Here is a 25,369-nt window from a genome sequence, read left to right as displayed (position 1 = left end):
CCGCCCGTGTACACTCCCCGGCGACCCTCGATCCCTAGGAGCCCCAATGGACTTCGCGCTCGAACTGATTGCCAACGTTTCCCGCTGGTGCCGCGGCCACCTGTCCGACATCGCCCTGGCAATCATGGCCACCGTGCTGGTGCTGTTCGGCCCGGCGATCAACGCCTGGGTACAGCAGCGCATCGGCAGCCTGAACTTCGTCTTCCGCACCCTGCTGTTCGTGCTGATCTGTGCCGTGGGCTACGGCCTGGCGATGGTCTTCGTCACCCCGTGGCTGGCCAAGGGCCTGGGCTACTTCAACAACTACACCCTGGCGCCAATCCTGCTGCTAGTGTTCTTCGTGATTGGCATGATCGCCGACCGCAGCTGATCGCGCTGCCTCCGGCGGTCATCCACCACCACCGCCGGAGGACCCATGAAGCCGATCAAGCACCTCTACCTGCATTTCACCGACGGCCAGCGCCTGGCGCTGCGCTTCCCGCAACAGAGCGACGACCCCGCCGAAGTGGCCCGTGGCATCCGCAAGCAGATGGAGTCGCCAGCCATCGCCATCGAGGTGGACGGCGACCTGCTGATCATTCCCCGCACCAGCATCAAATACCTGCAGATCAGCCCGGCTCCGATGCGCATGCCGGAGACCACGGTGCTGGGAGCGGAGTTGATCGAGTAGATTCTGACTCACCGTCCTACGGACGGTCCTCGCGGGCATGGCCCGCTCCTACGGGCGGCACCTTGGCGTAGGAGCGGGCCATGCCCGCGATGCGTTGCGTCAGCAACGACATTCCACACCGCACAAAGACAAAGGCCGCCTCGCGGCGGCCTTTGTCTGACTCAGTTACCCTCGCGGCGCAGCGCCTGCGGGGTGAAGTCACGCGGTCCCAGCGGAGCCTTGAAGTCGTACATCGGCTCGTTGTTGTCCAGGCCGTCGACGAAGTAACGCGCGCCCTCCAGGTCGTACAGCGCCTCCAGGGTGCTGAGCACCGCAGGCACGTCGTAGTAGTTGATCGGGTGCACTTCCTGGGCACGGATCAGCTTGCCGTCCTGGTTGTAGATATCGCTGGCGAGGATCTGCCAGCTGTCTTCATCCAGGTAGAAGCGACGCTTGGCGAACGGATGGCTCATGCCCTTGCGCAGGGTCGCCTCGACCACCCAGACCCGGTGCAGCTCGTAGCGCAGCAGCTCGGGGTTGAGGGTCTTGGTGCGCAGGATATCGGCATAGGGAATGCCCTTCTGGTGCACCGCATAGCTGTTGTACGGCACCAGCATCTCGCGCTTGCCCAGCAGCTGCCACTCGTAGTGGTCCGGCGCGCCGTTGTAGACGTCCACGGTGTCGGCGGTGGCCAGGCCATTGGTGTCCGGCTGCAGGCTGTCGTAGGCCAGGCTCGGCAGACGCCGCACGCGGCGCTCGCCACGGTTGAAGCGCCAGGCCTTGCGGATCGACAGCACCTGGTCGAGGGTCTCCTGCACCACCAGCGCCGAGCCGGCCAGCTTGGCCGGGGCCACAACGTTGTACTTGTAGTAGAACAGGGTGTTGTTCAGGTCCTGCGGGGTCATGCCCTCGCGGCCGTAGTTGAAGTACACGTAGCGGTCGAGCTTGAGCAGGTTGTAGCTGCCGTTGGCGAGCACGGCGGCCTGGTTGGTGACCATGTGAATCTGCTCGCCACGGTAGCGCATGATGTGGTTCCAGATCGCCTCCAGGCCGTTCTTCGGAATCGGGAACGGCACGCCGGCAGCGGCGCCCTGCACGCCGTTGCCGTCGGCGATCAGTTCGGCGTTCTCGGCATTGAAACGGGTGGCTTCGTAAATGCGCTGGGGCAAGGATGCGCTGCGGCGACTGGGGAAGACGCGCAGGTAGTAATCCGGATTCTCCTGCAGCAGCGCCTGGGTGCCCGGGGTGAGCTGGGCCTGGTACTGCGCCAGATTCTTGCTGTCGACCTTGTACTGTACGGCGTCGCCAGCATAAGGGTCGGCATGGTGGGTGCCAGGCTGGTAACCGGCCGGCGGCGTGGTGACGCCACCGCTCCAGGCCGGGATGGTGCCATTGGCGTTGCCGGCTTTCTCCGCCCCCATTGGCGTCAGGTCGTGGCCCAGCCTTGCCGCTTGCGCGGCATCGACTTTCGCCTGTGTCGGCAGGGCCCACACCCCCGCCACCAGCAGTACAGCAAGTTTCTTCAACACAGCAGACTCCTTTGCGACGGACTCCTGTCCGCCACTCTTATTTTCGTCCGCGGCGGGCGCCGCTTATGTCAGGAGGTGAGGGTGGCCTTCCTGGCCGCCGGGTGGTCCCGGTCTAATCGATGCTCATCCATGAAAAAGGCCTGCTTGGCAGGCCTTCGGGTGGCTCAGTCGACGCGCTCGAACTTGAGGTCCCAGACCCCGTGACCGAGGCGCTCGCCGCGCCGTTCGAACTTGGTCACCGGACGCTCTTCCGGGCGCGGCACATAAGTATTATCCGCCGAAAGGTTGCGATAGCCGGGTGCGGCATTCATCACTTCCAGCATGTGCTCGGCATATTGTTCCCAGTCTGTGGCCATGTGCAGCACACCGCCGACCTTGAGCTTCTGTCGCACCAGCTCCGCCCAGGCCGGCTGCACGATGCGACGCTTGTGGTGACGCGACTTGTGCCACGGGTCGGGGAAGAACAGCAGCAGGCGGTCGAGGCTGGCGTCGGCCACGCAGTCGCGCAGCACTTCCAGGGCGTCGCAGCTGTAGACGCGGATGTTGCTGAGGTTATCGGTCAGCATGCCGTTGAGCAGCGCACCGACACCCGGACGGTGCACTTCCACGCCGATGAAATCCTGGTCCGGCGCAGCGGCAGCCATCTCCAGGGTGGCGTGGCCCATGCCGAAACCGATCTCGAAGGTACGCGGCGCCTTGCGCCCGAAGACCTGGTCGAAGTCCCGCAGACCGTCGGCCAGTTCCAGACCGTACTTCGGCCAGCCCTGGTCAAGGCCGCGCTGCTGGCCCTCGGTCATGCGCCCGGCGCGCATCACAAAGCTCTTGATGGTGCGCATCGGCCGGTTTTCGGCGTCGGGCTGGTTCTCGGGAATATCACTCATGACTCGGACCTTGCGGGTAAATGCACACGCGGGCCGGTTACCAGAGGCAAACCGGCCCGCGCGCGGGTGTCTATTGAATGCCTGCCAACGATCTCGCGAGCTAGAGCGGAACTAGGCGAAAAATGGGGCGGGAGCGGAGTTTACACGCAGTAAATGAGCGACCCGCACCATTTTTCAACAACGTTCCGCCGACGCGCAGCAGATCGTCAGTTGATCAGGCCGGTCATCGGCGACGACGCGCTGGCATAGAGCTTGCGCGGCATGCGGCCGGCCAGGTAGGCCAGGCGACCGGCGACGATGGCGTGCTTCATGGCCTCGGCCATCATCACCGGGTTCTGCGCGTGGGCGATGGCGGTGTTCATCAGCACGGCCTCGCAGCCCAGCTCCATGGCGATGGTGGCGTCGGAGGCGGTGCCCACACCCGCATCCACCAGCACCGGAACGGTGGCTTCTTCGAGGATGATGCGCAGGTTGTAAGGGTTGCAGATGCCCAGGCCCGAGCCGATCAGGCCGGCCAGGGGCATCACCGCGATGCAGCCGATTTCGGCCAGTTGGCGGGCGATGATCGGGTCGTCGCTGGTGTACACCATGACGTCGAAGCCGTCCTTGACCAGCACTTCGGCGGCCTTGAGGGTTTCGACGACATTGGGGAAGAGGGTCTTCTGGTCGGCCAGGACTTCCAGCTTGACCAGGTTGTGGCCATCCAGCAGCTCACGGGCCAGGCGGCAGGTGCGCACGGCCTCGACCGCGTCGTAGCAGCCAGCGGTGTTCGGCAGGATGGTGTAGCGATCCGGCGGGATCACGTCCAGCAGGTTCGGTTCGCCCGGATTCTGGCCGATATTGGTGCGGCGCACGGCCACGGTGACGATCTCGGCGCCGGAGGCCTCGATGGCCACGCGGGTCTCTTCGAGGTCCTTGTACTTGCCGGTACCGACCAGCAGGCGCGAATTGTAGGTGCGGCCAGCCAGGGTGAAGGGCTTGTCGACTGGCAGGGTGGAGGAAGCTTGGCTCATCGGATCACTCCTCAGGAATTGGGAAAGCTTTGCGGGGCCTGAAAGATGTGGCGACGGACTCTAGCCGCCGCCGATGGCATGCACCACTTCCACCTGGTCGCCTTCGCTCAGGGCGATGGCGGCGTGCTGGCTGCGCGGCACGATGTCCAGATTGAGCTCGACCGCGACACGCTTGCCGGTGAGGTCGAGACGCTCGAGCAGGTTGGCGACGGTCTGGCCGTCGGGCAGCTCGAAAGATTCGCCATTCAACTGAATACGCATGGGCGGGACGGTCGTTGCTGGAGGGGTCGGCATTCTAGCCCGATCGCGCCCGATGACCAAGGTATCGGGCGCCGCAGCCCCGCTTTTCTGACGTCCGGGTCAGCCCAGGCGCGCGGCCGTGGCAAACAGCAGGGCCCAGCCGATGAGGAAGAACAGGCCGCCGATCGGGGTGACGATGCCCACGCCCAGGCCGGCGAGGGTCAGCAGGTAGAGGCTACCGGAGAACAGCAGGATACCGATGGCGAAGGCCCAGCCAGCCCATTTCACCAGCGCACCGCCGACCTGCACCGAGAGCAGCGCCACGCCCAGCAGCGCCAGGGCATGCAGCATCTGGTAGTGCACGCCGGTCTGGAACACTGCCAGGTACTCCGGCGTAAGGCGGTTTTTCAGGCCGTGGGCGGCAAACGCGCCGAGGGCTACGCCGGTAAAGCCGAAAAAGGCGGCGAGCATGAGGAAGATACGCAGCATGCGAAAGCTCCAGACAGATGACTGCCGCTATAATGGCCCGCTCACCCGTCCCGGCAAAGTCCGCATGCGCAACCTGTTCCGCCGCCTGTTCAAGTTCGCCCTCTGGTTCGTCGCCGGCAGCGTGGCGCTGGTCATCGTCCTGCGCTGGGTGCCGCCACCGGGCAGCATGCTGATGGTCGAGCGCAAGATCGAGTCCTGGTTCGACGGCGAACCGATCGACCTGCAGCGCAGCTGGTGCGCCTGGGACGACCTGCCGGAGAGCCTGAAAGTCGCGGTGATCGCCAGCGAAGACCAGAAGTTCGCCGAACACCATGGCTTCGACCTGCCGGCCATCCAGAATGCCCTGGCGCATAACGAGCGCGGCGGCAGCGTGCGCGGCGCCAGCACCATCAGCCAGCAGGTAGCCAAGAACGTCTTCCTCTGGTCCGGCCGCAGCTGGATTCGCAAGGGCTTCGAGGCCTGGTTCACCCTGCTGATCGAGACCTTCTGGTCCAAGCAGCGGATTCTCGAGGTTTACCTGAATAGCGCTGAGTGGGATTCCGGGGTGTTCGGCGCCCAGGCCGCCGCGCAACATCACTTCGGCGTCGACGCCAAGCGCCTGTCGCAACAGCAGGCCAGCCTGCTCGCCGCCGTGCTGCCCAACCCGCGCAAATGGAGCGCCAGCCGCCCCGGCGCCTACGTGCGCCAGCGCGCCGCCTGGATTCGCCAGCAGATGTGGCAACTGGGCGGCGGCGACTACCTCGATCGGCTGTGACCCCGCCGGGTGCGGGCCAGCCTCGGCCAGCGACTCAATGCGGCCGGGTCTTCTCGAACGTGCTGCGCGGCGCCACGCGCACCCATTGCAGCAGGCCATCCTTGTGCATCAGCGTCAGACCCCGCTCGGGGTAGACCCAGGCCTCGCCGGCATCGGTCTGCAGTCGCACCCTGGGATCACCCAGGCTGACCGCCAGACGGCCAACGGCCAGTTCCTCCTGCGGCGCCAGTGCCAACTCGGCTACCGGTTTGTTTTCCAGCTGACGCATGAGCTCGGCGCTCAATGGCTGGTCCTTGCTGCCAGGCTGCACTCCAGTGGCCTTGGCCAGGCTGGCATGTTCCGCCTTGCTCAGCTCCAACTCCGCCTCGACATGCCAAAGTCCTTCGTCGGTGTGCAACTGGCCGCGATAGAACAATTGCGGCCCGTCCTGGTTGGCGGTCAGCCAGAGCTCGCCCGGCAGCCGGGCATGGACTTCGCGCAACGTCAGGCGGTCATCGGCCAGCGGCTCGAACAGCTGATCCTCCCACTCCCCGAACCAAAGCGGCGGCATGGGCGGCGCCGAGGTGCGGGCGACCCAGGAGCCCAGGGCGAACGCCAGCACGGCAATGACGAGGAAGAACATCCCGTAGACGGGGCGAATGCGCGGCATGGAGCTCTCCGGTTGCGCGGGCAGAAAAAAACCGCACCAGGGGTGCGGTTCTCGGACTCGCCGGGGTGCGTCGAAGCCAGTCAGGCTTCGATGCGACCCTTGAGCTTGTTCATCGCGTTCTTTTCCAGCTGACGGATACGCTCGGCGGACACGTTGTACTTGGCCGCCAAGTCGTGCAGCGTTGCCTTCTCCTCGGCCAGCCAGCGCTGGTAGAGGATGTCGCGACTGCGCTCGTCCAGGCCTTCCAGCGCCTCGTGCAGGCTGGCGGTGGAGCTGTCGCTCCAGTCCGCTTCCTCCAGCTGGCGCGCCGGGTCGTAGCGATGGTCTTCCAGGTAATGCGCCGGAGACTGGTAAGCGCTCTCGTCGTCGGCGTCGGCCGCCGGATCGAAGGCCATGTCATGCCCGGTGAGACGGCTTTCCATCTCGCGGACTTCACGGGCCTCGACGCCCAGGCTTTCGGCGACGCTGTTCACTTCGTCGTTGCTCAGCCAGGCCAGACGCTTCTTCTGGCTACGCAGGTTGAAGAACAGCTTGCGCTGCGCCTTGGTGGTCGCGACCTTCACGATCCGCCAGTTGCGCAGGATGAACTCATGGATTTCCGCCTTGATCCAATGGACGGCGAACGACACCAGGCGCACACCCATTTCCGGGTTGAAGCGCTTCACGGCCTTCATCAGGCCGACGTTGCCTTCCTGGATCAGATCGGCCTGAGCCAGGCCGTACCCGGAATAACTCCGGGCGATGTGCACGACGAAGCGCAGGTGCGCCAGAACCATTTGCCGTGCCGCTTCCAGATCTTGCTGATAGAAGAGGCGTTCGGCCAGTTCGCGCTCCTGCTCCGGCGACAACAGCGGGATGCTGTTCACGGAGTGCACATAGGATTCCAGGTTTGCACCGGGAACCAGGGCATAAACAGGTTGCAGAGAAGTGGTCATGCGAATCCTCCGATTCACGAAACTCGCGCAGTGTAGCACTGCGAAATCTGACTGCAAGCGGGTGTAAAAGTTCCTTTACACCCACTTGACCCCCGTAAATTCCGGGGGTTTCAGCGCGGCGCCAGCTCCCGCAGGTGGCGCGCCACGGCCAGCCAGGCGCCGATCCAGCCCAGCAGCACGGCGCCGACGGTGAGCGAAAGGCCGTCGTCCACCGGCACGCCAGCGAGGCCGAAGTCGCTGCCGTAGAGCCCGGCCAGATTGACCACTGCGTCGTTCAGCCAGTTCAGGCCGAACGCCAGCAAGGCCCAGGACAGGACGCCCGCGCCCAGGCCGTACAAGGCCCCCATATAGAGGAAGGGGCGGCGCACATAACCGTCCGTCCCGCCGACCAGCTTGATCACCTCGATTTCGTTACGGCGATTTTCAATGTGCAGGCGGATGGTGTTGCCGATGACCAGCAGCAGGGTCAGCACCAGCAGGATGGTCAGGCCGAAGACGAAGCGGTCGCCCAGCTTGAGGATTGCCGACAACCGCTCGACCCAGACCAGGTCCAACTGCGCCTGTTGTACACCCGGCAATTCGGACAACCGTTGACGCAAGGCATCCAGCTGCGCCTTGTCGATCTGCTTGGGCGTCACCGAGATCACCGCCGGCAGCGGGTTGTCAGGCAGTTCCTTCAAAGCCTCGCCAAGACCGGACTGTTCCTGCAGTTCTTTCAGCGCATCGTCGCGGCTGATCAGCTGCGCCTCGATCACGTCGGGCATTTTCTCGATCTGCTCACGCAGGTCCTGGCCCTTCGATTCGCTGGTCTTCAGATCAAGGAACAGCGAAATCTGCGCGGCGCGCTGCCACGAGCCGCCGAGGCGCTCGACGTTGTGCAGCAGCAGCGACAGGCCCATGGGCAGGCTGAGGGTGATGCCCATCACCAGGCAGGTGAAGAAGCTGCCGAGGGGATGGCTGAACAGGCGATGCAGGCTGTCGGCCAGGCTGGCGCGGTGGTTTTCTGCATAGGCGGCCAGCGAAGCGCTCTGGTCCTGGTTCTCGTGCTCGTCCGGGCGCTCGCGGGTGTTGCGCTGCGGCGTGCCCTCTTCCGGGCCGTGGGGCAGGTCGTTGGCGCTCATCAGGCGGTCTCCTCACGGTCGGCGATGATGCGGCCGCGCTGCAGGGTGATCATCCGGTGGTGCATCCGCGCGATCAGCGCCAGGTCGTGACTGGCGATCAGCACGGTGGTGCCCAGGCGGTTGATATCTTCGAACACGGACATGATTTCCGAGGCCAGGCGCGGGTCGAGGTTACCGGTGGGTTCGTCGGCGAGCAGCAGGGCCGGACGGTGCACCACCGCGCGGGCGATGCCGACGCGCTGCTGCTGGCCGGTGGAGAGGTCGGACGGCAGGTCCTGGGCCTTCTCCTTGAGGTTCACCCGCTCCAGCGCCTCTTCCACGCGGCGCGCGATCTCGGGCTTGGGCAGGCCGAGGATCTGCATCGGCAGGGCGACGTTGTCGAACACGCTGCGGTCGCTGAGCAGCTGGTGGTTCTGGAACACCACGCCGATCTGCCGGCGCAGGAAGGGAATCTGCGCGGTGGAGATACGCGACACATCCTGCCCGCCCAGCAGGAGCTTGCCGGAGGTGGGCCGCTCCATCGCCAGGATCAGGCGCAGCAGGGTGCTCTTGCCCGCGCCGGAGTGGCCGGTAACGAACATGATCTCGCCGCGGGGTACGCGGAACGAAATCTCGTGCAGGCCGACATGGCCGTTGGAATAGCGTTTTCCGACCTGCTCGAAACGGATCATGCGATCTCCCGGGTCTCGAAGAGTGCGCGGACGAAAGCGTCGGCTTCGAAGGTTCGAAGATCATCGATGCCTTCGCCGACGCCGATGTAGCGAATCGGCAGGCCGAACTGCTTGGCCAGGGCAAAGATCACCCCGCCCTTGGCGGTGCCGTCCAGTTTGGTCAGGGCAAGGCCGGTGAGCTCAACGGCGTTGTTGAACTGCTTGGCCTGGTTGATGGCGTTCTGCCCGGTGCCGGCGTCCAGCACCAGCAGGACTTCGTGGGGAGCCGTCTGGTCCAGCTTGCCGATCACGCGGCGCACCTTCTTCAGCTCTTCCATCAGGTTGTCCTTGGTGTGCAGGCGACCGGCGGTGTCGGCGATCAGCACGTCCACCCCACGGGCCTTGGCGGCCTGCACGGCGTCGAAGATCACCGAGGCGGAGTCGGCGCCGGTGTGCTGGGCGATTACCGCGATGTTGTTGCGCTCGCCCCACACCTGCAGCTGCTCGACGGCAGCGGCGCGGAAGGTGTCGCCAGCGGCCAGCATGACTTTCTTGCCGTCCAGCTGGAGCTTCTTCGCCAGTTTGCCGATGGTGGTGGTCTTGCCGACGCCGTTCACGCCGACGACGAGGATCACGTAGGGCTGCTTGCCGCCCTCGATGGCCAGCGGCTGCTCCACGGGGCGCAGCAGGCCGGTCAGCTCTTCCTGCAGGGCTTTGTACAGCGCCTCGCTGTCGGCCAGTTCCTTGCGCGCCACGCGCTTGGTCAGGTTCTGCACGATGGTGGTGGTGGCCTCGACGCCGACGTCGGCGGTCAGCAGGCGGGTTTCCAGTTCGTCGAGCAGGTCGTCGTCGATGGCCTTCTTGCCCAGGAACAGGCTGGCCATGCCCTCGCCGATGCTGGCGCTGGTCTTCGACAGGCCCTGCTTGAGGCGGGCGAAGAAGCCGATCTTGGCCGGTTCTGCGGCAGCGGGCTTGGCTTGCGGCTCCGGCTGTGCTTGCGGTTCGGGCTGCGCCTGGGGTTCGGCTTGCGGCTCTGGCTGGACCGTCACGACGGGCGCTACAGGCGCCGGCTGCACCGGGGTGAGTTGCACCGGAGCTGCGACCGGAACCGGCGGCAGCTCGACGGGCTGTACGACTTGTACGGGTTCGACGACCGGCTGCGGCGCTTCGGCGACGGCCGTCGGCTGCGGCTCGGGCTGCTTTGCCGGCTCGACGGGAACACTGGCGGACACCACGTCGGCCACCGGCTCGGGGATCGGCTCGACGCGCGGCGCGACGGGCTCGGCCTGGGCAACCGGCGAAGCGACGGGCGCACCGACCGATTCAGGCGCGGCCGGTTCATGCGAGGCAGGCGCCTGGACCTGCTGCTCGGCCTCGGCAACGGGCTGTTCGACGGCCTGCGGCTTCTTGCGCAACCAGCCGAACAGACCTTTCTTTTCCCCGGCGGGCGGGGCCTTCTTGTCGTCGTTGGAACCAAACATGTAGGGATCGAATCTCTAGGGGACGCCACGGAGACAGGCAGCAAAAAAGCCTCGAAACAGCTTTGAGAAGCCCTGAACGTGGCCGCCCGGAAAACGGATGGGTATCCTAGCATCTCCTCGCCCGCCGGGGTTAAGAGGCTGGCCGCCAGCCTGCATAGACCCTGCGGATAGCCCGAAAGGTTCATTCGACGATGAAAACCCTTGCACGCCGCCACGCCGGCCTGCTGCTCGGCTCTCTGTTGCTGCCGCTGATGGCGGTTGCCGCAGAACCACAGCCCACCCACGAATACACCCTGGACAACGGCCTGAAGGTCGTGGTCCGCGAAGACCACCGCGCCCCCGTGGTGGTTTCCCAGCTCTGGTACAAGGTCGGCTCCAGCTACGAGACGCCCGGCCTGACCGGCCTGTCCCACGCCCTGGAGCACATGATGTTCAAGGGCAGCCGCAAGCTCGGCCCGGGCGAGGCGTCGCTCGTGCTGCGCGAACTCGGCGCGGAAGAGAATGCCTTCACCACCGACGACTACACCGCCTATTACCAGGTGCTGGCCCGCGACCGCCTGTCGGTGGCGCTGGAGCTGGAAGCCGACCGCATGGCCCACCTCGCCCTGCCCGCCGACCAGTTCAAGAGCGAGATCGAGGTGATCAAGGAGGAACGCCGCCTGCGCACCGACGACAAGCCCAACGCGCTGGCCTTCGAACGCTTCAAGGCCGCCGCCTACCCCGCCAGCGGTTACCACACCCCGACCATCGGCTGGATGGCCGACCTGCAGCGCATGACCATCGAGGACCTGCGCCGCTGGTACCAGGCCTGGTACGCGCCGAACAACGCCACCCTGGTGGTGGTCGGCGATGTCAACGGCGACGAGGTGAAAGCCCTCGCGCAGAAGTACTTCGGCGAGATTCCCAAGCGCGACCTGCCCGCCGCTCGCAAGCCGCTGGAGCTGGCCGAACCCGGCGAGCGCCGCCTGACCATGCACGTGCGCACCCAGTTGCCGAGCCTGATCATGGGCTTCAACGTGCCTAGCCTGGGCAGCACCGACAACCCGCGCGAGGTCAACGCCCTGCGCCTGCTCTCGGCGATCCTCGACGGCGGCTACAGTGCCCGCCTGTCCTCGCGCCTGGAGCGTGGCTCGGAAATCGTCACCGGTGCCTCCGCCTCCTACGATGCCTTCGCCCGTGGCGACAGCCTGTTCTTCCTCTCCGCAACGCCCAACGTGCAGACCGGCAAGACCCTCGACCAGGTCGAGGCCGCGCTCTGGCAGCAACTGGAAGACCTGAAGAAGAACCCGCCGAGCCAGGAAGAGCTGGAGCGCGTGCGCGCCCAGGTCATCGCCGGGCTGGTCTACGAGCGCGACTCCATCGCAAGCCAAGCCAGCAACATCGGCGAACTGGAAAGCGTCGGCCTGTCCTGGAAAGTGGCCGATCAGGACCTGGAGTCCCTGCAGGCGGTCACCGCCGAGGACATCCAGAAAGCCGCCCGCACCTATTTCACCCGCTCCCGCCTGACCCTCGCCCAGGTCCTGCCGGAAGTCGCCACCGACAAGGAGCCGAGCCATGAGTGAACGCAATGGCCTGCGCTACGGCCTGGTCGGGCTGATCGTCATCGCGCTGATCGCCGGACTGGTGCTGTTCGTTTCCCGCCCCGCCGCCGATACCGGCGTAGCCAAGCCGGCCGTCGAGCCGAGCGCGCCCACCGGCCTGCAATCCCTCGCCGAAGCCGCCGGCAAGGCCCCCAGCCACCGCAAACTGAACATCCAGCAGTGGAAGACATCCGAAGGCGCCCGCGTACTCTTCGTCGAAGCCCATGAGCTGCCGATGTTCGACCTGCGCCTGACCTTCGCCGCCGGCAGCAGCCAGGACGGCGACGCCTACGGCTTGGCCATGCTGACCAACGCCATGCTCAACGAAGGCGTGCCCGGCAAGGACACCAGCGCCATCGCCGCCGGTTTCGAAGACCTGGGCGCCAACTTCGGCAACGGTTCCTATCGCGACATGGCGGTGGCCAGCCTGCGCAGCCTGAGCGAGCCGACCAGGCGCGACGCCGCGCTGGCGCTGTTCGACCAGGTGATCGGCCAGCCGACCTTCCCCGAGGATGCCCTGGTGCGCATCAAGAACCAGGTGCTGGCCGGCCTCGAATACCAGAAGCAGAACCCCGGCAAACTGGCGGGTCTGGAGCTGTTCAAGCGGCTGTATGGCGACCACCCCTACGCCCACTCCAGCGATGGTAATGAGCAGTCGATCCCGAAGATCACCACCGCTCAGCTACGCGCCTTCCACCAGAAGGGCTACGCCGCCGGCAACGTGGTCATCGCGATGGTCGGCGACCTGACCCGCGAGCAGGCCGAAAGCATCGCCAACCGTGTGTCCCAGTCGCTGCCCAAGGGCCCTGCCCTGCCGGCCCCTGCCGAGCCGCAGACGCCCAAGGCCGGTGTCACCCACATCGAGTTCCCGTCCAAGCAGACCCAGCTGATGCTGGCGCAGCTGGGCATCACCCGCAACGATCCGGACTACGCCGCGCTCTACCTGGGCAACCAGATCCTCGGCGGCGGCGGCTTCGGCACCCGGCTGATGGACCAGGTGCGCGAGAAGCGTGGCCTGACCTACGGCGTCTATTCCGGCTTCACCGGCATGCAGGCGCGCGGACCGTTCACCATCGGCCTGCAGACCCGTGCCGAGATGAGCGAAGGCACCCTCAAGCTGGTCCAGGACATCGTCCGCGACTACCTCGACAAGGGCCCGACCCAGAAGGAGATGGACGACGCCAAGCGCGAGCTGGCCGGCAGCTTCCCGCTGTCCACCGCGAGCAACGCCGACATCGTCGGCCAGCTGGGCGCCATCGGCTTCTACGACCTGCCGCTGGACTACCTGGAAACCTTCCTCAGCCAGGTGCAGGCGCTGAGCGTCGAGCAGGTGCAGCAGGCCATGCGCCGCCACGTCACCGCCGACGGTTTCGTCATCGTCACCGCTGGCCCCACCGTGCCGCAGAAGCCGCTGCCGCCGCCCACCGACAAGCCCGCCGAGCAGCCCGCCGGCGTACCGGAGCACTGATGAGCAAACGTCCTGGCGGCGCCCCGCGCGCCGCACAACGTCCCCATGGCGGCCAGGGCCAGCTGCGCATCATCGGCGGCGAATGGCGCAGCCGGCGCTTCGCCTTCCCCGACGGTCCGGGCCTGCGCCCGACGCCGGACCGGGTGCGCGAGACCCTGTTCAACTGGCTGGCGGCCTATGTGCCCGGCGCCCGCGTACTGGACCCCTTCGCCGGCAGCGGCGCGCTGTTCCTCGAAGCCCTTTCGCGCGGCGCCAGCGCGGGCCTGGCGCTGGACACCAACGCCGAGGCGGCGACCGCCCTGCGCAGCCACCTCGCCACCCTCCAGTGCACTAGCGGCCAGGTCCTGCTGACCGACGCCCTGCGCTATCTGGAGAGCCAACCGGCCGCCCCGTTCGACCTGGTGTTCCTCGACCCGCCCTTCCACCAGGATCTGCTGCAGAACACCTGCCGTCTGCTGGAAGAACGCGGCTGGCTGGCCAAGGACGCGTGGATCTACACCGAAAGCGAAGCCGTGCCGTCCAGCCTCGGGCTGCCGCCTAACTGGCGCCTGCACCGGGAGAAGAAAGCCGGGGCAGTGCATTACGCACTATGGCAGCGGGAAGCCTGAAACCCGGCGCTCCGCCGGCAAGTGGATGGCGCTAAACTGGCCTTCCACTTGCCGCATACCCCATTCATGAACGCCCCCTTCAAACCCGCCTGGTGGCTCCCCGGTCCGCACCTGCAGACCCTGTACGGCTCGCTGCTGCGCAAGGCACCGACACTCGATCGCAGCCGCGAGCGGCTGTGGCTGGAGGACGGTGACTTCATCGACCTCGACTGGCACGGCCCGCACGAGGCCGATACGCCGCTGGTGCTGGCGTTGCATGGGCTGACCGGCTCCTCGTCGTCGCACTACATCCTCGGCTTGCAGCAACAACTGGCGGCCCAGGGTTGGGCCAGCGTGGCGCTGAACTGGCGCGGCTGCTCGGGCGAGTCGAACCTGTTGCCGCGCGGCTATCACTCCGGCGTCAGCGAAGACCTCGCCGCCGTGGTCACCCATTTGCGGGCGAAGCGGCCGATGGCGCCACTCTACGCCGTGGGCTACTCGCTGGGCGGCAACGTACTTCTCAAGTACCTGGGCGAGTCCTCCGCCAGTTGCCCGCTGCGCGGCGCCGTGGCGGTATCGGTGCCATTCCGCCTGGACCAGTGCGCCGACCGCATCGGCATCGGTTTCTCCAAGGTCTACCAGGCGCATTTCATGCGCGAGCTGGTGGCCTATGTGCAGACCAAGCGCAAGGCCTTCGCCGCCGGCGGCCATGCGGAGAACCTCGCCGCGCTGGAGCGCCTCGGCCCGCTGGACGGCATGCGCACCTTCTGGGATTTCGACGACCGGGTGACCGCACCGCTGCACGGCTTCGCCGATGTCCACGACTACTATCGGCGGGCGTCCAGCCGCTATTACCTGAGTGGCATCCACGTGCCGACCCTGGTCATCCAATCCAGTGACGACCCCTTCATCCACGCCCGGAGCATTCCGCAGGCCGACGAACTGTCAGCCTCCACCGAACTGGAACTGCTGGCCCACGGCGGGCATGTCGGTTTCATCGGCGGCTTGCCGGGCCGGCCGGATTACTATCTGGAACGCCGCATCCCCCAGTGGCTGCAGCACCGGCACGGCGCCTGACTGTCCTGGATCAGCCGGCCGGGACGGCAATGGGGCAGACTGGAGGTGCACCCAGGAAGGGAAGGCCGGACAGGAGTGATGCCATGACCGACACGGCGCTGACGATTCTGCATAACCCGGCATTGAGCGATGCGCAGTGCGTCGGGATCGCCGCGCTCTACCGTGCGGTGGGCTGGGGCTCGCCCGGTACGACGCTCGAACTGCGCGAGCTCTACGAGTTCTCCAGCTACACCCTGCTGGCCCAGGACGGCGAGCAGGTCATCGGCCTGCTGCGGGCCGAGAGCGAGACGGCGCAGACCACCTGGCTGGCGGAGATCGCCGTGCTGCCGGGCTTCCAGTCGCGCGGCGTGGGGCGCCTGCTGATGGCGCGCTTCCTCGCCGACCATCCGCAACGCACGCTCTACACCGATGCCACCGAGGGCGTGGAAGCCTTCTTCGTGCGCCACGGCATTGCACTGCGCCGGCCCCGGGTGCCGGGGCCGCGCAAGGCGGATGGGTGAAGGTCAGGCTCGGGCAAGGCGGCGGATAACGCCGGCGCGTTATGCGCCCTACGCGGGGCCGCCGACGGACTCCCCCGCTGGCTCAGTCTTCCAGCGGCACGTACAAGCGGTCGAACACCGCCGCCACCGCCTCGCGCGCATCCGGGGCGATATGCCCGCTTTCCAGCGCCAGCACCTGGTAGAGCCCCCGACGCAGCTGGGCTTCGCTGAGGTCGCCGGCCGCTTCGCGGGTGGTGCACAGGTAGCGCACCCAGGAGGTGAGGATGATCCAGGCGTTCAGGGTCAGGGACTCGAGCTGGGTGTCGTCCATCAGCAGGATGCCGGCGTCGACGAAGCCGCGATAGACGGCCTTGGCGTTGACCAGCGCGCGCCGGGCGAAGCGACGGTAGTTGGCGGCCAGCTCCGGGTCGGCGTCGAGCAGGTGCTCAAGATCGCGGTGCAGGAAGCGGTAGCGCCACATCGCCTCCAGCAGCGACTCGAGGTAGTAGATCTTGTCTTCCACCGTCAGCGCGCGGTCTTCCGGTACGCGCAGGAACTGGTCCACGTAGCCTTCGTACTCGGCGAACAGCTCGGCGATGATCGCCTGCTTGTTGCGGTAGTGGTAGTACAGGTTGCCCGGCGAAATCCCTAGGTGCGCGGCGATGTGGTTGGTGGTGACGCTGCGTTCACCCTGGGCGTTGAACAGCTCCAGGCTGGCCTGGACGATGCGCTCGCGGGTCTTGATGCGTGGGGCCATTCGCGGAACTCGTGAAGACGGATTGCGGGGCAAAGGTACACCTATTGCTACCGCGTAACACCTGGGCAGGCACAGCCCAACTTTTCGTTGGCTGGGCGTGACGACGCGGACGCGGCATGCTGATTGACAGTCTAGAGTAATTGCTCTAAAAATCCAGCGACAGCACAATAACCTGAAGCGCCTACCCACCGGACGCTTCTCCCAGTCGCTTCCGCCAAGGAGCCCGTCATGGTCGCCGACATCGCCTACCTGCAGCAGAGCCAGCAGCAGATCAGCCAGCTGGAATCCCTCCTCGAACGCCAGCGTCAGGCCTATCGCGCCAACCCGATGCCCGACGCCGGCCAGCGCATCGCCTGGCTGAAGAGCCTCGCCAACCTGCTGGTCACCGAGCAGCAGGCGATCATCGAAGCGATCAACAGCGACTTCAGCAACCGCTCGGCCGACGAGACGCTGCTGGCCGAGGTGATGCCCGCCCTGCACGGCGTGCACTACGCCGCCAGGCGCGTGAAGAAATGGATGAAGCCGTCCCGGCGCAGCGTGGGCATGCAGTTCCAGCCGGCCTCGGCCAAGGTCATCTACCAGCCGCTGGGCGTGGTGGGCGTGATCGTGCCGTGGAACTACCCGCTGTTCCTCGCCATCGGCCCGCTGACCGGCGCCCTGGCCGCCGGCAACCGCGTCATGATCAAGATGAGCGAATCCACCCCGGCCACCGCGCGCATGCTCAAGGCGCTGCTGGCCAAGATCTTCCCCGAGGACATGGTGGCGGTCGTCGAAGGCGAGGTAGAGGTTGGCGTGGCCTTCTCCAAGCTGCCCTTCGACCACCTGCTGTTCACCGGCGCCACCAGCATCGGCAAGCACGTGATGCGCGCCGCCGCCGAGAACCTCACCCCGGTGACCCTGGAACTGGGCGGCAAGTCGCCGGCCATCGTCTCCACCAGCGTGCCGATGAAAGACGCCGCCGAGCGCATCGCCTTCGGCAAGTCGCTCAACGCCGGGCAGACCTGCGTGGCGCCGGACTACGTACTGGTGCCGCACAACCGCGTCGACGAGTTCGTCGAGAGCTACCGCCAGGTGGTGCAGGGCTTCTTCCCGAAACTGGAGAACAACCCGGACTACACCGCGATCATCAACGAGCGCCAGCTGTCGCGCCTGAACGGCTACCTGGCCGACGCCAAGGCACGCGGCGCCACGGTCATCCCGCTGTTCCCGCAGGCCCAGGGCCGCCGCCTGCCGCAGGCGCTGCTGCTGAACGTGACCGACGAGATGAAGGTGATGCAGGAAGAGATCTTCGGCCCGCTGCTGCCGGTGATCCCCTACCAGAACCTCGACGAAGCCCTGGGCTACATCAACGAGCGCGACCGTCCGCTGGCGCTGTACTACTTCGGCTACGAAAAGCGCGAGCAGGACTACGTGCTGGCGCGTACCCACTCCGGTGGCGTGTGCCTGAACGACACCCTGCTGCACGTGGCCCAGGACGACATGCCGTTCGGCGGCGTCGGTCCGTCGGGCATGGGGCACTACCACGGCCATGAAGGCTTCCTGACCTTCAGCAAGGCCAAGGGCGTGTTCAGCAAGCCGCGCTTCAACGCCGCGCGGGTGATCTACCCGCCCTACGGCAAGTCGCTGCAGAAGCTGGTGTACAAGCTGTTCATCCGCTGATCTCCCCGACCGCCGGCAACCCCGGCGGCGTTCCACACAGGTGAAAGAACAAGAATGACAGACACCTCCCTGAGCGCACCGGGCCTGTCCCGGCGTGGCGTTCTCAAAGTCGGCCTGCTCGGTGGCGCCTTCCTTGCCACCGCCGGCGTCACCGCCACTCTCAGCGGCTGTTCGGCCAGCGCCCCGGCCAATGGCTACAAGGTCCTGCGCGATTCCGACATGCCCTTCCTGCGCGCCCTGATCCCGGTGATGCTGGCCGGCGCCGTGCCCGCCGAGCGCATGGCAGACGCGGTCAAGGGCACCCTGGAAAGCCTCGACTTCAGCCTCAACCGTCTCTCCCCGGAGATGCTCAAGCTCACTGTCCAGCTGTTCGACGTGCTCGCCCTGCCGATCACTCGCGGTCCGCTGACCGGTATCTGGGGCAGCTGGGACAACGCCAGCGCCGCCGACGTGAAGCACTTCCTCGAACGCTGGCAGAACAGCTCGATCTCGCTGCTGAAGATGGGCCACAGCTCGCTGCTGCAACTGGTCCTGATGGCCTGGTACGGCCGACCGGAGTCCTGGGGCCATTGCGGCTACCCCGGACCGCCGAAGGTCTGAGCCCGTCAGAACAACCAGAATTAGCCTGAGAGAATCCCGATGCCTGTACCCGATCTGTTCGCCGCTGGCCTCGCCGGTGGCTGGAAAGTCCATGACGGCTCCCGCCTGGAAAACGACCTGACCCTCGAAGCCGACGTGGTGATCGTCGGCACCGGCGCCGGTGGCGGCACCACCGCCGAAACCCTCAGCGCCGCCGGCTTCAAGGTGCTGCTGGTGGAAGAAGGCCCGCTGCGCACCAGCTCCGACTTCAAGATGCAGGAAGCCGACGCCTATCCGACCCTGTACCAGGAAGGTATCGGCCGGATGAGCAAGGACGGCGCCATCACCATCCTCCAGGGCCGCGCCGTGGGCGGCACCACCCTGGTGAACTGGACGTCCAGCTTCCGCACGCCGGACCTGACCCTGGATCATTGGGCCAAGGAGCACGGCGTCAAGGGCCACAGCGTGGCCGAGATGGCGCCCTGGTTCGAGAAGATGGAACAGCGCCTGGGCGTCGCGCCCTGGGCACTGCCGCCGAACGCGAACAACGACGTGATCCGCAAGGGTTGCGACAAGCTCGGCCTGCACTGGAAGGTCATCCCACGCAACGTGCGCGGCTGCTGGAACCTGGGCTACTGCGGGATGGGCTGCCCGACCAACGCCAAGCAGTCGATGCTGGTGACCACCATTCCGGCCACCCTCGACAAGGGCGGCGAGCTGCTCTATCTCGTCCGCGCCAACCGCCTGCTGATCGACGGCGACAAGGTCAGCGGCCTGGAGTGCCTGGCCATGGACGAGCGCTGCGTCGCCCCCACCGGCCGCAAGATCACCGTCAAGGCACGTCACTACGTGCTGTCCGGCGGTGGCATCAACACCCCGGCGATCCTCATGCGCTCCAAGGCGCCGGACCCGAACGGACGCGTCGGCAAGCGCACCTTCCTGCACGTGGTGAACTTCAGCGCCGCGCTGTTCGACGAGGTGATCAACCCGTTCTATGGCGCACCGCAGTCGATCTACTCCGACCACTTCCAGTGGGACGACGGCGCCACCGGGCGCATGTCCTACAAGCTCGAAGTGCCGCCACTGCAACCCTCGCTGAGCGCCACCCTGCTCGGACGCTTCGGCGAGGACAACGCCCTGCGCATGGAGCAGCTGCCGCACACCAACGTGATCCTCGCGCTGATGCGCGACGGCTTCCACCCGGACAGCGCGGTGGGCACCGTCAGCCTGCGCGGCGACGACACCCCGGTGCTCGACTACCAGATGACCGACTACACCTGGGACGGCATCCGCCGCGCCTATCACACCATGGCCGACATCCAGTTCGCCGCTGGCGCCAAGGCCGTGCTGCCGATGCATGCCGACGCCGACTATGTGAAGACCGCCAAGGAAGCCCACGCCTTGATCGACAGCCTGAGCCTGGAGCTGTACCGCACTCGCCTGGGCAGCGCCCATGTGATGGGTGGCTGCGCCATGGGCGAAGACCCGAAGCAGGCGGTGTGCGACAGCCTCGGTCGCCATCACCAGCTGCAGAACCTGTCGATCCACGACGGCTCGCTGTTCCCTACCAGCATCGGCGCCAACCCGCAGCTGTCGGTCTACGGCCTCACCGCGCAACTCTCCGCCGCACTGGCCGAGCGCCTGGGCAAGGCGTAAATCTCCACGGCAACCGGCAAAAACCCACGCACAGGCTCTGGAACGGGGCCTGCGCGTGACTGCCCGGTCCGCCGCCTATAAACTCAGGTAGTCCGCGCGCGGAAGCACTACCAAGGTCGCTTGGCCCCACGGACGTGCTGCGTTACCATCCGCCCCGCTGATGCCCAGCCTGCCAACAAGAGCCGACCAGGACGCCGCGATGAATCGAGTGCTGTACCCGGGTACCTTCGACCCCATCACCAAAGGCCATGCCGATCTGGTCGAACGCGCCTCGCGACTGTTCGACCAGGTAATCATTGCCGTCGCCGCCAGCCCCAAGAAGAATCCGCTGTTCCCGCTGGAGCAACGGGTCGAGCTGGCCCGCCAGGTCACCTCGCACCTGCCCAATGTCGAAGTCGTCGGATTCTCCTCGCTGCTCGCGCACTTCGCCAAGGAACAGAACGCCAACATCCTGCTGCGCGGCCTGCGCGCGGTGTCGGACTTCGAGTACGAATTCCAGCTGGCCAACATGAACCGCCAGCTCGCCCCTGACCTCGAAAGCATGTTCCTCACCCCGTCGGAGAAGTACTCCTTCATCTCCTCCACCCTGGTGCGCGAAATCGCGGCGCTGGGCGGCGACATCACCAAGTTCGTCCATCCCGCGGTCGCCGGCGCCCTGGCCGAGCGCTTCAAGCGCTGACCGCGCCAGCGATCCCCGAGCGCATGCCGGGCCTCCCCCAGGCCCGGCTTTTCTGCTAGAACTGCAGAGCCCCGCCGCACCTTGCGGCCCGAAGGGGCACCATCCGCCGAACGACACGGACACGTCTCCTCAAGAAGAACAACAAGAGGCGAGGCCATGCTCCGCAAGAGCCAGCACCCCGATGCGCTTTCACCGCAGGAGTGGGCGAGCTTCATGCCCACCCCCGCGCAAACCTCCAGCGACAGCCACGGCTGGTCGTCGATCACCGCCCGCCGCCATCTGCACCCCACCCGCGGGCACATCGAGCCGCCACCGTTGGCCGCGCACTTCATCGTCATCCACCTCGACACCCCCGGCGATCTCGGCGTCCGCCTCAATGGCCAGTGGCTGCGCGGACACAGTCGTCCAGGGCAGATCTCGATCATGTCGGCGAACCAGGAGAACGCCTGGGAATGGTCGTCGGCGATCGACTCCCTGCATGTCTGCCTGGACCCGCAGGTACTGCGCCGCACCGCGCGCGAATCGGATTTCCCGGCATTCGAACTGACCGACGGGATCGGCCTGGAGAACCCGGCGATCTACAACATCGGCCTGGGCCTGCTCGACGAGCTGCATGGCAACAAGCCCGGCTCACGGGCCTACGTGCAGGCACTGACCCAGACCTTCTGCCTGGAACTGCTGCGCGGCCACTGCAATCTCCTGGCCGAGGAGCAGGACGAGCGCCTGGCGCTCTCGCCGCACAAGCTCAAGGCGGCGCTGGACTTCGTCGAAGCGAGCCTGGCGCAGAACATCTCGGTGGAAGACATCGCCACGGCGGCGCACAGCAGCCCCTGTCACTTCGCCCACACCTTCCGCAAGGCCATGGGCGTGTCGCCCTACCACTATCTGCTGCAACGGCGCATCGAGCGCGCCAAGGTGCTGCTGCGGGAAACCGACGCGCGCATCAGCGACGTGGCCCTGGCCACAGGGTTCTCCAGCCAGAGCCACTTCACCGCGTGCTTCCACCGCACCTGCCAGGAAACGCCCGGACGCTTCCGCCAGCGCACCGGCGACTGACAGCCGGAGCCCGGCGAGCGGGCTCCGTGCGCAGGCTCAGCGATAGCCGCCCTTGCCCGCCGGCATGATCCAGAGCCGGGTCAGCAGGCAATACACCACCGCCGCGACCAGCACCGACGGCAGCGACGCGGTGGTGAAGGCGTAGGGGCCATGGCTTTCGTAGGTCAGCGGATCGAGCAGGACGACATAGGTCGCGCACCCCGCCGCCATCGCCAGCACCGCCGCCGGGTTGACCCCGAGCCAGAAGCGGTAGGGGCTGGCCGGACCGTTGTCGAACAGTGCGCGCACCACGATCCGGCGCCGGCGCATCAGGTAGTAGTCGGCGATCTGGATGCCGCACAGCGGCGCGAAGCCGACCCCGATGAAGGCGAGGAAGGTGCCGAAGTTGGCGAAGAACAGCTCCGGGATAATCAGCCCGACCAGTGCCACCGGCAGAATGGTGATCAGCAGGATCGCCGGCCAGGACAGGCGCTCCAGCGCCTTGAAGTGCTGCAGGCCGATGGCCGAGGCGTAGACCCCCGCCACGGCGGTGCCGAGGTTGGCGGCGGCGACGAACAGCAGCGCGACGATGCCATAGGTCGGCCCGCCGATGCTGCGCAGCCACTCCGACGGGTCGGACACCTGCAGCACCAGGACTCCAGCGATACCGATCAGGCTCAGTGCCGGTACTGGCGCCGACATGCCGAGCATGATCGGCAAGGCTGCCGTGCGGCCTTTAGGCGCCATCCGCACCATGGCGCCCATGTACGGCCACCAGGACAGCAGCGAGGCGATGCCGATCTCGACACCGGTGGTGTAGTTCCACAGGCGGTCCGGCGAGGCGGACGCCGGCACCGCGCTGGCCAGCTCGTCCCAGCGCTGGCTGACGATGATGTAGAGCATCCAGAAGCCCACCAGGACGTGCACCACCAGGATCTTGGCAACCCGATCGACTCCGCTCGAGCCCTTGAGCAGGAAGCAGAACACCAGCGAGCAGGCCAGCAGTATGGTCATCGGCACCAGCAACGCGCCGCTGCCGTCCTTGATCACGCCCAGCGCCAGCAGCAACTGGGTGGTCGACTTGGCGAAGAAGATCAGCAGCAGGGAGTTCCAGCCGACGATCGAGATGAACTGCATGGCGCTGACCAGCACCCAGCCGCGGTTGCCGAACTGCGGCTTGACCGAGGCGATCGAGTCGACGCCGAAACGCATGCACACCGGCACCACGGCCAGTGCCACCAGCAGCATGCCAATCATGCAGCCGGCGCTGAGGGAGATCGAGCCGCGCAGGAACGGCAGGTAGGCGCCAACGTAGCCGCCGATGAGATAGCACCAGGTCGCCGCCGCCGCGGTGGCCAGCGAGATGCCCAGTTTCCAGCTGCCCCAGGTGCGCTCCCCGCGCAGCAGCGGCAGGGCGCTCTTGTCCGCCTCGACGGCGGCGCTGGCGGCGGACCGTGCAGCCGTCGAGGCCGTGGATACTTGTCCGTTCATGCGTACCACCCCGCTACCAGCGCCACCACCGGCAGGACCAGCCCGAGCAGGAGCAGCCAGAACCAGCTCATCGCATCGAAGTCGTCGCCCTGCTCATCCGGGTCTTCCAGCAACCGCAGACGTCTTTCCAGTTCGCCCGTTTGTTCTTGCATTTTTTCGGCCCTCATCCAGAAAGGTCCGCCGCGCCTACCGGCACGGCGAAGTGTTTGCATCGGTTGCTGACTCAGCGCGCTCCCGGGAAGGCTTCCTCGTCGCGGAACGGGAACCACCAGAAGTCCTGCGCCGAGGCCGCCGGGTCCATCATCACGAACTTGCTGTGGCGGAAGGTATCCAGGCCTTCGGCCCCCAGTTGGCGCCCCATCCCCGATTGCTTGCGGCCGCCGAACGGGCCCGCGTCGTTGTCCAGCAGCGGCGCATTGACCCACACCATGCCGGCCTCCAGTGCGTGCACGGCGCGCATGCTTTCCTCGAGGTCGGTGGTGTAGATGGTCGAGCCAAGACCGTAGCGCGAGTCGTTGGACAGCTTCAGCGCCTCGTCCAGGCTTTCGACCCGGCAGATTGGCGCCACCGGGCCGAAGCTCTCGTCATGCATGATGTCCATCTCCGGGCGCACGTCGCGCAGCACGGTCGCCTCGGCGAACCAGCCCTGCTCCAGGCCGCGCGGGCGACCACCACCGGCCGCAACGCGGGCGCCCTGCTCGATGGCGCGGTGGAGAATGCGCTCGTAGCGCTCGCGCTGCACCCGCGAGGCGAGCGGCCCCATGTCCACCTTGTCCAGGCCGTTACCGACGCGGATGCGCCCGGCATGGTACGCGAGGCGCTCGACGAAGGCGTCGTACACCGCGTCGTGCACGTAGAAGCGTTCCGACGAGGCGCATACCTGCCCGCAGTTGAGGTAGGCGCCGAAGGCGGCGCCACGCGCGGCGATGTCCAGCGGTGCCGAGGGCATCACGATGAAGGGGTCGTTGCCCGAGGTTTCGATCAGGGTGCGCTTGTACAGCCCGGCGCACTCGCGGGCGACGATGCGCCCGGTCTCGATCCCGCCGGTGAACGCCACCATGTGCGTGTTGGGGTGCCGTACCAGTTGCTGGGCGACCTCGGCGCCGCCGGTCAGCACCTGCACCACCCCCTCGCCCAGCGCAGCGAAGGCCTGGACAAACTGCAGGGTGGTCAGCGACGTCAGCTCGGAGGGCTTGATGATCACCGAGTTGCCCGCCGCCAGCGCCGCGGCGGCCTGCCAGCAGAGCAGGCAGAGCGGATAGTTGAAGGGCAGGATCAGCACCACCACGCCCAGCGGTTCCTTCAGCGAGAAGTTGAACTGCCCGTCCACCACCGGACCGGTGACCCGGCCGATCTCATGGCGGCCCAGTTCCGCGTAGTAGTCCACCGCCGTGGCCGACCAGGAGACCTCGTCGAACGACTCCTTGTAGGTCTTGCCGATCTCGCGGGTCAGCATTTCCGCCACCAGCGGCTGCTGCCGGCGGATTTCCGCGGCGACCGCATGCAGGGCCTCGGCGCGGTGCAGGCCGTTGCTGCGGTTCCACAGCTGCTGCGCGCGATTGGCCACGGCGACCGCGCGCTCGACCTCCTCGCGGCTGGCGTCGCTGATCTGGCCGATGCGCTGCTCGGTGGCCGGGTCGAGGACATCCTGGCTGGCAGCGCCGGAGGATGGGCGCAGTTGGCCGTCGATCCATTGGCAACCGCTGAGCCGAGCAAAGTGTTCAAGAGCATTCATGGCGCGCTTTCCTTTCTGACGACTGTGGCTTGAGTCCGAAGAACCCGGCGGTCGGGTTCGGTTCAGCGCCAGACTAGGGCTGCCGCAGGCCGTCGATCTTTCAGCTTCCTGCGGCGCTTTGCGCATTCCTGCGAATTCTTCGGCGGTTGCCCTGTCAGCCAGCAGGTGCGCCGAAGCCCCCGATGCGGCACAATTC

At 66.6% G+C, this 25,369-nt stretch carries 27 protein-coding genes; 13 read left to right on the top strand and 14 right to left on the bottom strand.

Annotated elements, in window-relative coordinates; all coding sequences use genetic code 11:
- The first annotated feature begins 46 nt into the window (after positions 1–46).
- Both GA645_RS01965 and GA645_RS01960 read left to right on the top strand, forming a co-directional pair.
- The gene (locus GA645_RS01965; protein WP_152219470.1) at positions 47–370 is read left to right on the top strand and encodes a DUF3392 domain-containing protein; all 324 of its coding nucleotides are present in this window, start codon (positions 47–49) and stop codon (positions 368–370) included.
- A gap of 45 nt (positions 371–415) precedes the next feature.
- Positions 416–670 carry a hypothetical protein gene (locus tag GA645_RS01960; protein ID WP_152219468.1) on the top strand — a complete coding sequence of 85 codons (255 nt, stop codon included), beginning with the start codon at positions 416–418 and terminating at the stop codon, positions 668–670.
- 161 nt (positions 671–831) lie between these two features.
- Here GA645_RS01960 and GA645_RS01955 read toward each other — a convergent pair whose 3' ends face one another.
- From GA645_RS01955 to GA645_RS01935, 5 genes are all read right to left on the bottom strand, one after another.
- The gene (locus tag GA645_RS01955) at positions 832–2,178 is read right to left on the bottom strand and encodes a DUF1329 domain-containing protein (RefSeq protein WP_152219466.1); all 1,347 of its coding nucleotides are present in this window, start codon (positions 2,176–2,178) and stop codon (positions 832–834) included.
- 164 nt (positions 2,179–2,342) lie between these two features.
- Complete coding sequence (trmB, locus tag GA645_RS01950; RefSeq protein WP_218572366.1) at positions 2,343–3,014, bottom strand: tRNA (guanosine(46)-N7)-methyltransferase TrmB; 672 nt, start codon at positions 3,012–3,014, stop codon at positions 2,343–2,345.
- A gap of 251 nt (positions 3,015–3,265) precedes the next feature.
- Positions 3,266–4,072 (bottom strand): thiazole synthase, encoded by an 807-nt coding sequence (locus GA645_RS01945; protein WP_152219462.1) that lies wholly within the window; start codon positions 4,070–4,072, stop codon positions 3,266–3,268.
- A 60-nt stretch (positions 4,073–4,132) separates the two neighbouring features.
- Entirely contained in the window at positions 4,133–4,333 is a 201-nt protein-coding gene (gene thiS, locus GA645_RS01940; protein WP_152219460.1) for a sulfur carrier protein ThiS, read from the bottom strand.
- Positions 4,334–4,432: 99 nt separating this feature from the next.
- On the bottom strand, positions 4,433–4,801 hold the full coding sequence (locus GA645_RS01935) for a DUF423 domain-containing protein (protein ID WP_152219458.1): 369 nt from the start codon (positions 4,799–4,801) through the stop codon (positions 4,433–4,435).
- A gap of 64 nt (positions 4,802–4,865) precedes the next feature.
- Between GA645_RS01935 and mtgA the strand changes: the two genes are divergently transcribed.
- Positions 4,866–5,555 (top strand): monofunctional biosynthetic peptidoglycan transglycosylase, encoded by a 690-nt coding sequence (gene mtgA / locus GA645_RS01930; protein WP_152219455.1) that lies wholly within the window; start codon positions 4,866–4,868, stop codon positions 5,553–5,555.
- 34 nt (positions 5,556–5,589) lie between these two features.
- Here mtgA and GA645_RS01925 read toward each other — a convergent pair whose 3' ends face one another.
- From GA645_RS01925 to ftsY, 5 genes are all read right to left on the bottom strand, one after another.
- Positions 5,590–6,204, bottom strand: coding sequence for a hypothetical protein (locus GA645_RS01925; RefSeq protein ID WP_152219453.1), 615 nt, complete (start codon positions 6,202–6,204; stop codon positions 5,590–5,592).
- Between the two features lie 80 nt (positions 6,205–6,284).
- A complete protein-coding gene (gene rpoH / locus GA645_RS01920) occupies positions 6,285–7,139 on the bottom strand; it encodes an RNA polymerase sigma factor RpoH (RefSeq protein WP_152219451.1) in 855 nt (284 codons plus the stop codon).
- 110 nt (positions 7,140–7,249) lie between these two features.
- A complete protein-coding gene (ftsX, locus tag GA645_RS01915; RefSeq protein WP_152219449.1) occupies positions 7,250–8,260 on the bottom strand; it encodes a permease-like cell division protein FtsX in 1,011 nt (336 codons plus the stop codon).
- Positions 8,260–8,931, bottom strand: a complete 672-nt coding sequence (gene ftsE, locus GA645_RS01910; RefSeq protein ID WP_152219446.1) for a cell division ATP-binding protein FtsE — start codon at positions 8,929–8,931, stop codon at positions 8,260–8,262. The genes ftsX and ftsE overlap by 1 nt, the downstream gene beginning before the upstream one ends.
- Complete coding sequence (gene ftsY, locus GA645_RS01905) at positions 8,928–10,391, bottom strand: signal recognition particle-docking protein FtsY (RefSeq protein ID WP_152219444.1); 1,464 nt, start codon at positions 10,389–10,391, stop codon at positions 8,928–8,930. The genes ftsE and ftsY overlap by 4 nt, the downstream gene beginning before the upstream one ends.
- Before the next feature lie 191 nt (positions 10,392–10,582).
- On the opposite strand from ftsY, the gene GA645_RS01900 reads away from it, so the two are divergent.
- From GA645_RS01900 to GA645_RS01880, 5 genes are all read left to right on the top strand, one after another.
- A complete protein-coding gene (locus tag GA645_RS01900; protein WP_152219442.1) occupies positions 10,583–11,953 on the top strand; it encodes a pitrilysin family protein in 1,371 nt (456 codons plus the stop codon).
- The gene (locus GA645_RS01895) at positions 11,946–13,439 is read left to right on the top strand and encodes a pitrilysin family protein (RefSeq protein WP_152219440.1); all 1,494 of its coding nucleotides are present in this window, start codon (positions 11,946–11,948) and stop codon (positions 13,437–13,439) included. The genes GA645_RS01900 and GA645_RS01895 overlap by 8 nt, the downstream gene beginning before the upstream one ends.
- Complete coding sequence (rsmD, locus tag GA645_RS01890; RefSeq protein WP_152219438.1) at positions 13,439–14,047, top strand: 16S rRNA (guanine(966)-N(2))-methyltransferase RsmD; 609 nt, start codon at positions 13,439–13,441, stop codon at positions 14,045–14,047. The genes GA645_RS01895 and rsmD overlap by 1 nt, the downstream gene beginning before the upstream one ends.
- Before the next feature lie 66 nt (positions 14,048–14,113).
- Positions 14,114–15,103, top strand: coding sequence for a hydrolase (locus GA645_RS01885; RefSeq protein WP_152219436.1), 990 nt, complete (start codon positions 14,114–14,116; stop codon positions 15,101–15,103).
- Positions 15,104–15,186: 83 nt separating this feature from the next.
- On the top strand, positions 15,187–15,603 hold the full coding sequence (locus tag GA645_RS01880) for a GNAT family N-acetyltransferase (protein ID WP_152219434.1): 417 nt from the start codon (positions 15,187–15,189) through the stop codon (positions 15,601–15,603).
- A gap of 82 nt (positions 15,604–15,685) precedes the next feature.
- On the opposite strand, the gene GA645_RS01875 is transcribed toward GA645_RS01880, so the two are convergent.
- Complete coding sequence (locus GA645_RS01875) at positions 15,686–16,339, bottom strand: TetR/AcrR family transcriptional regulator (RefSeq protein WP_152219432.1); 654 nt, start codon at positions 16,337–16,339, stop codon at positions 15,686–15,688.
- A gap of 228 nt (positions 16,340–16,567) precedes the next feature.
- Between GA645_RS01875 and GA645_RS01870 the strand changes: the two genes are divergently transcribed.
- From GA645_RS01870 to GA645_RS01850, 5 genes are all read left to right on the top strand, one after another.
- On the top strand, positions 16,568–17,998 hold the full coding sequence (locus GA645_RS01870) for a coniferyl aldehyde dehydrogenase (protein ID WP_152219430.1): 1,431 nt from the start codon (positions 16,568–16,570) through the stop codon (positions 17,996–17,998).
- Positions 17,999–18,052: 54 nt separating this feature from the next.
- Entirely contained in the window at positions 18,053–18,598 is a 546-nt protein-coding gene (locus GA645_RS01865) for a twin-arginine translocation pathway signal protein (RefSeq protein WP_152219428.1), read from the top strand.
- Positions 18,599–18,637: 39 nt separating this feature from the next.
- On the top strand, positions 18,638–20,233 hold the full coding sequence (locus GA645_RS01860; RefSeq protein ID WP_152219427.1) for a GMC family oxidoreductase: 1,596 nt from the start codon (positions 18,638–18,640) through the stop codon (positions 20,231–20,233).
- A gap of 199 nt (positions 20,234–20,432) precedes the next feature.
- The gene (gene coaD / locus GA645_RS01855; RefSeq protein WP_152219425.1) at positions 20,433–20,912 is read left to right on the top strand and encodes a pantetheine-phosphate adenylyltransferase; all 480 of its coding nucleotides are present in this window, start codon (positions 20,433–20,435) and stop codon (positions 20,910–20,912) included.
- 156 nt (positions 20,913–21,068) lie between these two features.
- A complete protein-coding gene (locus tag GA645_RS01850) occupies positions 21,069–21,968 on the top strand; it encodes an AraC family transcriptional regulator (RefSeq protein WP_152219423.1) in 900 nt (299 codons plus the stop codon).
- 36 nt (positions 21,969–22,004) lie between these two features.
- Here GA645_RS01850 and GA645_RS01845 read toward each other — a convergent pair whose 3' ends face one another.
- The 3 genes from GA645_RS01845 to GA645_RS01840 form a co-directional block, all read right to left on the bottom strand.
- Positions 22,005–23,438: a cytosine permease gene (locus GA645_RS01845; protein WP_152219421.1), complete on the bottom strand. Its 1,434-nt coding sequence runs from the start codon at positions 23,436–23,438 to the stop codon at positions 22,005–22,007.
- Positions 23,435–23,590 carry a hypothetical protein gene (locus tag GA645_RS28730; protein WP_178119471.1) on the bottom strand — a complete coding sequence of 52 codons (156 nt, stop codon included), beginning with the start codon at positions 23,588–23,590 and terminating at the stop codon, positions 23,435–23,437. The genes GA645_RS01845 and GA645_RS28730 overlap by 4 nt, the downstream gene beginning before the upstream one ends.
- A 71-nt stretch (positions 23,591–23,661) precedes the next feature.
- Entirely contained in the window at positions 23,662–25,173 is a 1,512-nt protein-coding gene (locus tag GA645_RS01840) for an aldehyde dehydrogenase (RefSeq protein ID WP_152219419.1), read from the bottom strand.
- Between the last annotated feature and the right edge of the window lie 196 nt (positions 25,174–25,369).

It is taken from the genome of Pseudomonas sp. SCB32, from assembly GCF_009189165.1.
Classification (GTDB): Bacteria; Pseudomonadota; Gammaproteobacteria; order Pseudomonadales; family Pseudomonadaceae; genus Pseudomonas.
The sequence above is the reverse complement of the archived record's forward strand: the minus strand, read 5'-3'. Positions and strand labels throughout refer to the sequence as shown.

What these genes read in the sequence shown, in the direction of transcription:
- GA645_RS01965 (WP_152219470.1), top strand. Translation starts at nt 47, where the DNA reads ATGGACTTCGCGCTCGAACTGATTGCCAACGTTTCCCGCTGGTGCCGC.
- GA645_RS01960 (WP_152219468.1), top strand. Translation starts at nt 416, where the DNA reads ATGAAGCCGATCAAGCACCTCTACCTGCATTTCACCGACGGCCAGCGC.
- trmB (WP_218572366.1), bottom strand. Translation starts at nt 3,014, where the DNA reads ATGCGCACCATCAAGAGCTTTGTGATGCGCGCCGGGCGCATGACCGAG.
- GA645_RS01945 (WP_152219462.1), bottom strand. Translation starts at nt 4,072, where the DNA reads ATGAGCCAAGCTTCCTCCACCCTGCCAGTCGACAAGCCCTTCACCCTG.
- thiS (WP_152219460.1), bottom strand. Translation starts at nt 4,333, where the DNA reads ATGCGTATTCAGTTGAATGGCGAATCTTTCGAGCTGCCCGACGGCCAG.
- GA645_RS01935 (WP_152219458.1), bottom strand. Translation starts at nt 4,801, where the DNA reads ATGCTGCGTATCTTCCTCATGCTCGCCGCCTTTTTCGGCTTTACCGGC.
- mtgA (WP_152219455.1), top strand. Translation starts at nt 4,866, where the DNA reads ATGCGCAACCTGTTCCGCCGCCTGTTCAAGTTCGCCCTCTGGTTCGTC.
- GA645_RS01925 (WP_152219453.1), bottom strand. Translation starts at nt 6,204, where the DNA reads ATGCCGCGCATTCGCCCCGTCTACGGGATGTTCTTCCTCGTCATTGCC.
- rpoH (WP_152219451.1), bottom strand. Translation starts at nt 7,139, where the DNA reads ATGACCACTTCTCTGCAACCTGTTTATGCCCTGGTTCCCGGTGCAAAC.
- ftsX (WP_152219449.1), bottom strand. Translation starts at nt 8,260, where the DNA reads ATGAGCGCCAACGACCTGCCCCACGGCCCGGAAGAGGGCACGCCGCAG.
- ftsE (WP_152219446.1), bottom strand. Translation starts at nt 8,931, where the DNA reads ATGATCCGTTTCGAGCAGGTCGGAAAACGCTATTCCAACGGCCATGTC.
- ftsY (WP_152219444.1), bottom strand. Translation starts at nt 10,391, where the DNA reads ATGTTTGGTTCCAACGACGACAAGAAGGCCCCGCCCGCCGGGGAAAAG.
- GA645_RS01900 (WP_152219442.1), top strand. Translation starts at nt 10,583, where the DNA reads ATGAAAACCCTTGCACGCCGCCACGCCGGCCTGCTGCTCGGCTCTCTG.
- GA645_RS01895 (WP_152219440.1), top strand. Translation starts at nt 11,946, where the DNA reads ATGAGTGAACGCAATGGCCTGCGCTACGGCCTGGTCGGGCTGATCGTC.
- rsmD (WP_152219438.1), top strand. Translation starts at nt 13,439, where the DNA reads ATGAGCAAACGTCCTGGCGGCGCCCCGCGCGCCGCACAACGTCCCCAT.
- GA645_RS01885 (WP_152219436.1), top strand. Translation starts at nt 14,114, where the DNA reads ATGAACGCCCCCTTCAAACCCGCCTGGTGGCTCCCCGGTCCGCACCTG.
- GA645_RS01880 (WP_152219434.1), top strand. Translation starts at nt 15,187, where the DNA reads ATGACCGACACGGCGCTGACGATTCTGCATAACCCGGCATTGAGCGAT.
- GA645_RS01875 (WP_152219432.1), bottom strand. Translation starts at nt 16,339, where the DNA reads ATGGCCCCACGCATCAAGACCCGCGAGCGCATCGTCCAGGCCAGCCTG.
- GA645_RS01870 (WP_152219430.1), top strand. Translation starts at nt 16,568, where the DNA reads ATGGTCGCCGACATCGCCTACCTGCAGCAGAGCCAGCAGCAGATCAGC.
- GA645_RS01865 (WP_152219428.1), top strand. Translation starts at nt 18,053, where the DNA reads ATGACAGACACCTCCCTGAGCGCACCGGGCCTGTCCCGGCGTGGCGTT.
- GA645_RS01860 (WP_152219427.1), top strand. Translation starts at nt 18,638, where the DNA reads ATGCCTGTACCCGATCTGTTCGCCGCTGGCCTCGCCGGTGGCTGGAAA.
- coaD (WP_152219425.1), top strand. Translation starts at nt 20,433, where the DNA reads ATGAATCGAGTGCTGTACCCGGGTACCTTCGACCCCATCACCAAAGGC.
- GA645_RS01850 (WP_152219423.1), top strand. Translation starts at nt 21,069, where the DNA reads ATGCTCCGCAAGAGCCAGCACCCCGATGCGCTTTCACCGCAGGAGTGG.
- GA645_RS01845 (WP_152219421.1), bottom strand. Translation starts at nt 23,438, where the DNA reads ATGAACGGACAAGTATCCACGGCCTCGACGGCTGCACGGTCCGCCGCC.
- GA645_RS28730 (WP_178119471.1), bottom strand. Translation starts at nt 23,590, where the DNA reads ATGCAAGAACAAACGGGCGAACTGGAAAGACGTCTGCGGTTGCTGGAA.
- GA645_RS01840 (WP_152219419.1), bottom strand. Translation starts at nt 25,173, where the DNA reads ATGAATGCTCTTGAACACTTTGCTCGGCTCAGCGGTTGCCAATGGATC.